This window comes from Pseudomonas libanensis, from assembly GCF_001439685.1.
Taxonomy (GTDB): Bacteria; Pseudomonadota; Gammaproteobacteria; order Pseudomonadales; family Pseudomonadaceae; genus Aquipseudomonas; species Aquipseudomonas libanensis.
In genome coordinates this window covers 134,716-142,355 of the sequence record NZ_JYLH01000017.1, presented here as the reverse complement: position 1 = coordinate 142,355, position 7,640 = coordinate 134,716, and the positions used below count along the sequence as shown (strand labels likewise).

Below are 7,640 nucleotides of genomic sequence, written 5' to 3'. Positions count from 1 at the left end.
GAAGCAGCATCTTGAGCAATGCGGCTTTACGTTCGGGTGAATAGTACTTCACAAGCTGTCTCTTTCCGCCCTCGGTATGCTTTTGGGGGTAAACCAGGAGAGGCGACAACTATCCTGACACCGGGGGCAAGATCAAGAGCGACTCGCTTCGCATCGTGGTTACCGTCGGCTGCTACGGGCGGTCTGCAAAGTTGTGTAGATACCTATGCTGCGATGGGGCCAACCCTGTTTCCCAAAATAAACCCATAAAAAAACGCCGCTGACCAAAGCCAGCGGCGTTTCTTCAACAGCTGCAACCGCTTACACGGTATGCAGGTACCAGTTGTACTCAAGGTCGGAGATGGAGTGTTCAAACTCCTCCAGCTCACTTTCCTTACAGGCGACGAAGATATCGATGTATTTAGGATCGATGTACTTGGCCATCACCTCGCTGTCGTCCAACTCACGCAGGGCATCGCGCAGGTTGTTCGGCAGGCTTTGCTCGTTCTGCTCGTAGCTGTTGCCTTCCACCGGTGCGCCTGGCTCGATCTTGTTGGTCAGGCCGTGGTGCACGCCCGCCAGGACCGAAGCCATCAGCAGGTAAGGGTTGGCATCGGCGCCGGCCACACGGTGTTCGATACGTACGGCATCGGACGAGCCGGTGGGTACGCGAATCGCCACGGTGCGGTTATCCAGGCCCCAGCACGGCGAATTCGGCACGTAGAACTGTGCGCCGAAACGACGGTAGGAGTTGACGTTGGGGCACAGGAACGCCATCTGGGCGGGTAGGGTCTCCAGCACACCGCCGATTGCGTGACGCAATGCGGCGTTCTGCTCGGGATCCTCGCTGGCAAAGATGTTCTTGCCGTCCTTGTCCAGAATGGAGATATGCACGTGCAGACCGTTGCCTGCCTGGCCTGGGTAAGGCTTGGCCATGAAGGTGGTGTCCATCTCATGGTCGTAGGCAATGTTCTTGATCAGGCGCTTGAGCAGTACCGCGTAGTCGCAAGCCTTGATCGGGTCGGCGACGTGGTGCAGGTTCACTTCGAACTGGGCCGGGGCGCTTTCCTTGACGATGGCGTCGGCCGGAATGCCTTGCTCCTTGGCCCCTTCCAGGATGTCCTGGAGGCAGTCGACGTATTCGTCGAGGTCGTCGATCAGGTAGACCTGTGTCGAGTGCGGGCGTTTGCCGGAAATAGGCGAGCGGGGCGGCTGTGGTCGGCCGTTCACGTTCTCCTGGTCGATCAGGTAGAACTCAAGCTCGAAGGCGGCGCAGATGGTCAGGCCGAGGTCGTCAAACTTGCTTACAACTTGGCGGAGCACTTCGCGCGGATCGGCGAAGAAAGGTTCACCTTCAAGTTCGTGCATGGTCATCAGCAATTGCGCGGTAGGGCGCTTTTGCCAGGGTTCATTGCACAGGGTGTCGGGGATTGGATAACAGATTCGGTCAGCATCACCGATGTCCAGGCCCAGGCCGGTGCTTTCCACCGTCGAGCCGTTGATATCCAGGGCAAATAAAGAGGCAGGCAGGTTAATGCCCTTCTCGTAAACCTTGTGGAGGCTGGTGCGTTCGATGCGCTTACCGCGCACCACACCATTCATATCCGCAATTAGAAGGTCTACGTACAGAACCTCAGGATGATCCTTAAGGAACGCGTTCGCTTCGTTAAGCTGAACGGCACGCGGGGGTACCGACATGATGCAACACCTTTGTTGTTAAAAATATCAATCATTGATCTTTTCTGGTTTCAGTCAACCCGAACGGCATGCCGAAGTCAAGCGAGGGCTTTTTTGCCCTAAAAAAGCGCCGTGGGGGCTTTTTTGCGGGGTTTTGGGGCGGTTTTCTGGGTTTGATGTGCTTGGGACTCGCAGGCTTGAGCGGGGCGTGTAGGATTTTTTACGGGGGTGTTGTGTAAAAAAATGAACAAGGCTAAGCTCGATTCAAACCCATAACAGCAATAATACCGGGGTGCTTCATGTTTCTCCTGCCGCCACTTGGCGTCTTGGCCTGCTCCAGTCGGGCTTTTTCACCCGTTCATGTGTCCTGCGTGAACCCCAGCGCTCCGGTCAATATTCTTGACGCCCGGGCCGACCTCTTCTTTGCTTCTTCACTGCCCTCGAATTTGCCTCTCAATGGCTTGCGCCTGCGGGGTTGCTCATGATTCTGCACAAGTTTGGCGTGAGGAATGCAACGCTGCAGCAAATGGCAGGTAAGCTCCTACCCTGAATGTAAAAACGACGCGGATGCTGCGTCAACCAACGCCTGGCCTTTTAATGGATGCCAGGAAACCCAGCCCAGAGGCATTTATGAGTAACAACCTCGACCAGCTCACCGATTGGTTGAAAGACCACAAGATCACAGAAGTCGAATGCATGATTGGCGACCTCACCGGCATCACCCGGGGCAAGATCTCGCCGACCAACAAGTTCATCGCGGAAAAAGGCATGCGCCTGCCCGAGAGCGTTCTGTTGCAGACCGTGACCGGCGACTATGTCGAAGACGACATCTATTACGAATTGCTCGACCCGGCCGATATCGACATGATCTGCCGCCCCGACCAGAACGCGGTGTTCCTGGTGCCGTGGGCCATCGAGCCGACCGCCCAGGTGATCCACGACACCTACGACAAGCAAGGCAACCCGATCGAGCTGTCGCCGCGCAACGTACTCAAGAAAGTCCTCAAGCTCTACGCCGACCGCGGCTGGCAGCCCATCGTGGCACCGGAGATGGAGTTCTACCTGACCAAGCGCTGCGAAGACCCGGACTTCCCGCTGCAACCGCCGATTGGCCGCTCCGGCCGCCCGGAAACCGGTCGCCAGTCCTTCTCTATAGAAGCGGCCAACGAATTCGACCCATTGTTCGAAGACGTCTACGACTGGTGCGAACTGCAGGAGCTGGACCTCGACACCCTGATCCACGAGGACGGCACGGCGCAGATGGAAATCAACTTCCGTCATGGCGATGCCTTGTCCCTGGCCGACCAGATCCTGGTGTTCAAGCGCACCATGCGTGAAGCCGCGCTCAAGCACAACGTGGCCGCCACCTTCATGGCCAAGCCGATGACCGGCGAGCCCGGCAGCGCGATGCACCTGCACCAGAGCATCATCGACATCGCCACCGGCAAGAACGTTTTCTCCAATGAAGACGGGACCATGAGCCAGCTGTTCCTCAACCACATTGGCGGCCTGCAGAAATTCATCCCCGAATTGCTGCCGCTGTTTGCCCCCAACGTGAACTCGTTCCGCCGCTTCCTGCCCGACACCTCGGCGCCGGTAAACGTGGAGTGGGGCGAAGAAAACCGCACCGTCGGCCTGCGCGTACCGGATGCCGGCCCGCAGAACCGCCGCGTGGAAAACCGCCTGCCGGGCGCCGATGCCAACCCCTACCTGGCGATTGCCGCCAGTTTGCTGTGTGGCTACATCGGCATGGTCGAAGGCCATAACCCGAGCGCGCCCGTGGTGGGTCGTGGTTACGAACGGCGCAACCTGCGCCTGCCGCTGACCATCGAAGACGCCCTGGAGCGTATGGAAAACAGCAAGACCATCGAGAAATACCTGGGGCAAAAATTCATCACAGGCTACGTCGCGGTCAAGCGGGCCGAGCATGAAAACTTCAAGCGCGTGATCAGTTCGTGGGAGCGGGAATTCCTGCTCTTCGCCGTCTGATGCGCCGGGCGCGTCGTAGGAAAGACGCGCCTTCACCTGAAAAGTCTAGGAGATTGGTATGTCCAGCAACAACCCGCAAACCCGTGAATGGCAAGCCTTGAGCAATGATCACCACCTGGCGCCGTTCAGCGACTTCAAGCAATTGAAAGAGAAAGGCCCACGGATCATCACCAAAGCCCACGGCGTTTACCTGTGGGACAGCGAAGGCAACAAGATCCTCGACGGCATGGCCGGCCTGTGGTGCGTGGCGATCGGTTACGGTCGCGATGAGCTGGCCGATGCCGCCGCCAAGCAGATGAAAGAGCTGCCTTACTACAACCTGTTCTTCCAGACCGCACACCCGCCGGTGCTGGAACTGGCCAAGGCGATTTCCGACATCGCACCGGCCGGCATGAACCATGTGTTCTTTACCGGCTCCGGCTCCGAAGGCAACGACACCATGTTGCGCATGGTCCGCCACTACTGGGCGATCAAGGGCCAGCCGAACAAGAAAACCATCATTGCCCGCAAGAATGGCTACCACGGCTCCACCGTGGCCGGCGCCAGCCTGGGTGGCATGACTTATATGCATGAACAGGGCGACTTGCCGATCCCGGGCATTACCCACATCGCGCAGCCGTACTGGTTTGGCGAAGGCGGCGACATGAGCCCCGAGGAATTCGGTGTGTGGGCCGCCAACCAGTTGGAAGAGAAAATCCTGGAGCTGGGCGTGGACAACGTCGGCGCCTTTATTGCCGAGCCGATCCAGGGCGCCGGTGGCGTGATTGTGCCGCCTGCCACGTACTGGCCGCGTATCAAGGAAATCCTCGCCAAGTACGACATCCTGTTTGTTGCCGACGAAGTAATCTGCGGTTTCGGCCGTACCGGTGAGTGGTTCGGTAGCGATTTCTACGACCTCAAGCCGCACATGATGACCATCGCCAAGGGCCTGACCTCGGGCTACATCCCCATGGGTGGCCTGATCGTGCGCGACGAAGTGGTCGAGGTGCTGAATGAAGGCGGCGATTTCAACCACGGATTCACCTATTCCGGTCACCCGGTAGCGGCGGCGGTGGCCCTGGAAAACATCCGCATCATGCGCGACGAAAAAATCGTTAACCGTGTTCAGGATGAAACGGCACCGTATTTGCAGAAACGTCTGCGGGAACTGGCAGATCACCCACTGGTGGGCGAAGTGCGCGGCGTGGGCATGCTCGGTGCGATCGAGCTGGTCCAGGACAAGGCCACGCGCAAGCGTTATGAAGGCAAGGGCGTCGGCATGATCTGCCGAACCTTCTGCTTCGAGAGTGGCCTGATCATGCGTGCCGTGGGCGACACCATGATCATTTCGCCGCCATTGGTGATCAGCAAGGCTGAGATTGACGAGCTGGTCAGCAAGGCTCGCCAGTGCCTGGACCTGACCTTGGCGGCATTGCAAGGCTAAGTGCTAGGCTCAGTGCGCAGCGGCGTTCGGGCGCTGCGCACTGGGCAGTTATATGTGAGGCTTTGGTTGAAAGCCGGCCTCGGAACTTGCCAGACTGTCGCCCTGTTTTGTTGCCCTTTGGCTGGGCCGTAAAACATCTAAAGCTTGTGGCCCAAAAAAGAAAAAATCGGAGCATCACCCAATGAAGGCATTAGGTTTGAAAAACGCTGGCAAGACCCTCCTCGCCTTGTCCCTGATGGGCGCAATGGCGGGCGCGGCCCAGGCAGACAGTAAAGTGCTGCACGTCTATAACTGGTCCGACTACATTGCACCGGACACCATCGCCAACTTTGAAAAAGAGTCGGGCATCAAGGTGGTGTACGACGTTTTCGACAGCAACGAGACCCTGGAGGCCAAGTTGCTGGCGGGCAAGTCCGGCTACGACATTGTCGTGCCGTCCAACAACTTCCTGGCCAAGCAGATCAAGGCCGGTGTGTATCAGGAGCTGGACACGTCCAAGCTGCCTAACTACAGCAACCTGAACAAATCCCTGCTTAAGGCCGTGTCGGTCAGCGACCCGGACAACAAGCACGCATTCCCGTACATGTGGGGCTCGATCGGCATCGGCTACAACCCGGAGAAGGTCAAGGCTGCGCTGGGCGTGGACAAGATCGATTCGTGGGATGTGCTGATGAAGCCGGAAAACATCGCCAAGCTGAAAAGCTGCGGCGTGAGCTTCCTCGACTCGCCAACCGAAATGCTGCCGATTGCGCTGCATTACCTGGGCCTGCCGACCGACAGCCAGAAGAAAGCCGATCTTAAGCAGGCCGAAGAGCTGTTCTTGAAGATCCGTCCTTCGATCGGCTATTTCCACTCGTCCAAGTACATTTCCGACCTTGCCAACGGCAACATCTGCGTAGCCGTAGGTTATTCGGGTGACATTCAGCAGGCCAAGTCCCGTGCAGCTGAAGCCGGTGGCAAAGTGAAAGTGGCCTACGATATTCCGAAAGAAGGCGCCGGCAGCTTCTTCGACATGGTCGCCATCCCCAAGGATGCCGAAAACGTCGAAGCGGCCTACACCTTCATGAACTACCTGCTCAAGCCCGAAGTCATGGCGTCGATCACCAACAGCGTGCGCTTCCCGAACGGTAACGAGAAGGCCACCGCACTGGTGGACAAAGACATCACCAGCGACCCGGGCATCTACCCATCGGCGGACGTGCAGGCCAAGCTCTACGCGATTGCTGACCTGCCGGCTGCAACCCAGCGTGAAATGACACGCAGCTGGACCAAGATCAAGTCGGGTAAGTAAGCCCTGTTAGCTGTGGGAGGGGGCAATTCCCCCCTTCCCACAAATTAGATCAAAGAAAGTTTTGCCGGATCGGTTTATCGAGGGTAAGTTGCGCGCCGGTTTTGTTGCCGGGCAACAACTCTAAGGCCCAACTATTTAAGAGGACCTCCACTTGCCAATTTCTTTATTTCGCAAAGCCATGCTGGTGGGTGCAGGTATCACGCTGGTTGCCAGCGTGCAGGCCGCACCGACGGTGCATATTTATAACTGGTCGGACTACATCGGCCCCGACACCCTGGCCAACTTCGAAAAGGCCAGCGGCATCAAACCCGTGTATGACGTGTTTGACTCCAACGAAACCCTGGAAGGCAAGTTGCTCGCCGGGCGTACCGGCTACGATGTGGTGGTGCCGTCCAACCATTTTCTCGGCAAGCAGATCAAGGCCGGGGCGTTCCAGAAGCTCGACAAGTCACTGCTGACGAACTACGCCAACCTCGACCCGGTACTGCTCAAGCGCCTGGAAAAGAATGACCCGGGCAACCAGTACGCGGTGCCGTACCTGTGGGGCACCAACGGCATTGGCTACAACGTCGACAAGGTCAAGCAAGTGCTGGGCGTCGACCATATCGACTCCTGGGCAGTGCTGTTCGAGCCGCAAAACATGAAGAAGCTCGCCACTTGCGGCGTGTCGTTCATGGACTCGGCCGATGAAATGCTGCCCGCAGTACTCAACTACATGGGCCTGGACCCTAACAGCACCAACCCGGCCGACTACAAGAAAGCCGAGGAAAAACTGCTGAAAGTGCGGCCCTACGTGGCCTACTTCCACTCCTCCAAATACATCTCGGACTTGGCCAACGGCAATATCTGCGTGGCCGCCGGCTTCTCCGGCGATGTGTTCCAGGCCAAGGCCCGTGCCGCTGAGGCAGGCAAAGGCGTGAACATCGCCTACGCGATCCCGAAAGAAGGCGGCAACCTGTGGTTTGACGTGCTGGCGATTCCCAAAGATGCCAGCAACGTCAAGGAAGCCCACGCCTTCATCAACTATTTGCTGCAGCCTGAGGTGATCGCTCAGGTCAGCGATCAAGTCGGTTACGCCAACCCTAACCCAGGGGCGGACAAACTGATGGAGCAATCGATACGCACCGACGCAGCGGTTTACCCACCGCAGGCGGTTCTCGAGCGGACATTCGTCAACTTTGAGCTACCCCCGAAAGTGCAGCGTTTAATGACCCGTAGCTGGACCAAGGTCAAGACGGGCAAGTAAAGCTAAAACTATCCAAGGCTGGCCCGCATTGGGCC

The 7,640-nt window shown here is 57.9% G+C and carries 5 protein-coding genes; 4 read left to right on the top strand and 1 reads right to left on the bottom strand.

Translation table 11 applies throughout. The annotated features are described in order from the left end of the window. Positions 1 to 300: 300 nt before the first annotated feature. The gene (locus TU73_RS23590) at positions 301 to 1,677 is read right to left on the bottom strand and encodes a glutamine synthetase family protein (RefSeq protein WP_003213894.1); all 1,377 of its coding nucleotides are present in this window, start codon (positions 1,675 to 1,677) and stop codon (positions 301 to 303) included. Between the two features lie 609 nt (positions 1,678 to 2,286). Between TU73_RS23590 and TU73_RS23585 the strand changes: the two genes are divergently transcribed. The 4 genes from TU73_RS23585 (at position 2,287) to TU73_RS23570 (ending at position 7,605) form a co-directional block, all read left to right on the top strand. Further along, a complete protein-coding gene (locus tag TU73_RS23585) occupies positions 2,287 to 3,645 on the top strand; it encodes a glutamine synthetase family protein (protein ID WP_057014226.1) in 1,359 nt (452 codons plus the stop codon). Between the two features lie 58 nt (positions 3,646 to 3,703). Further along, entirely contained in the window at positions 3,704 to 5,068 is a 1,365-nt protein-coding gene (locus tag TU73_RS23580; RefSeq protein ID WP_057014225.1) for an aspartate aminotransferase family protein, read from the top strand. Between the two features lie 196 nt (positions 5,069 to 5,264). Then, complete coding sequence (locus tag TU73_RS23575) at positions 5,265 to 6,359, top strand: polyamine ABC transporter substrate-binding protein (protein WP_057014232.1); 1,095 nt, start codon at positions 5,265 to 5,267, stop codon at positions 6,357 to 6,359. A 151-nt stretch (positions 6,360 to 6,510) separates the two neighbouring features. Next, complete coding sequence (locus tag TU73_RS23570) at positions 6,511 to 7,605, top strand: polyamine ABC transporter substrate-binding protein (protein ID WP_057014224.1); 1,095 nt, start codon at positions 6,511 to 6,513, stop codon at positions 7,603 to 7,605. Positions 7,606 to 7,640 lie beyond the last annotated feature (35 nt).

What these genes read in the sequence shown, in the direction of transcription:
- TU73_RS23590 (WP_003213894.1), bottom strand. Translation starts at nt 1,677, where the DNA reads ATGTCGGTACCCCCGCGTGCCGTTCAGCTTAACGAAGCGAACGCGTTC.
- TU73_RS23585 (WP_057014226.1), top strand. Translation starts at nt 2,287, where the DNA reads ATGAGTAACAACCTCGACCAGCTCACCGATTGGTTGAAAGACCACAAG.
- TU73_RS23580 (WP_057014225.1), top strand. Translation starts at nt 3,704, where the DNA reads ATGTCCAGCAACAACCCGCAAACCCGTGAATGGCAAGCCTTGAGCAAT.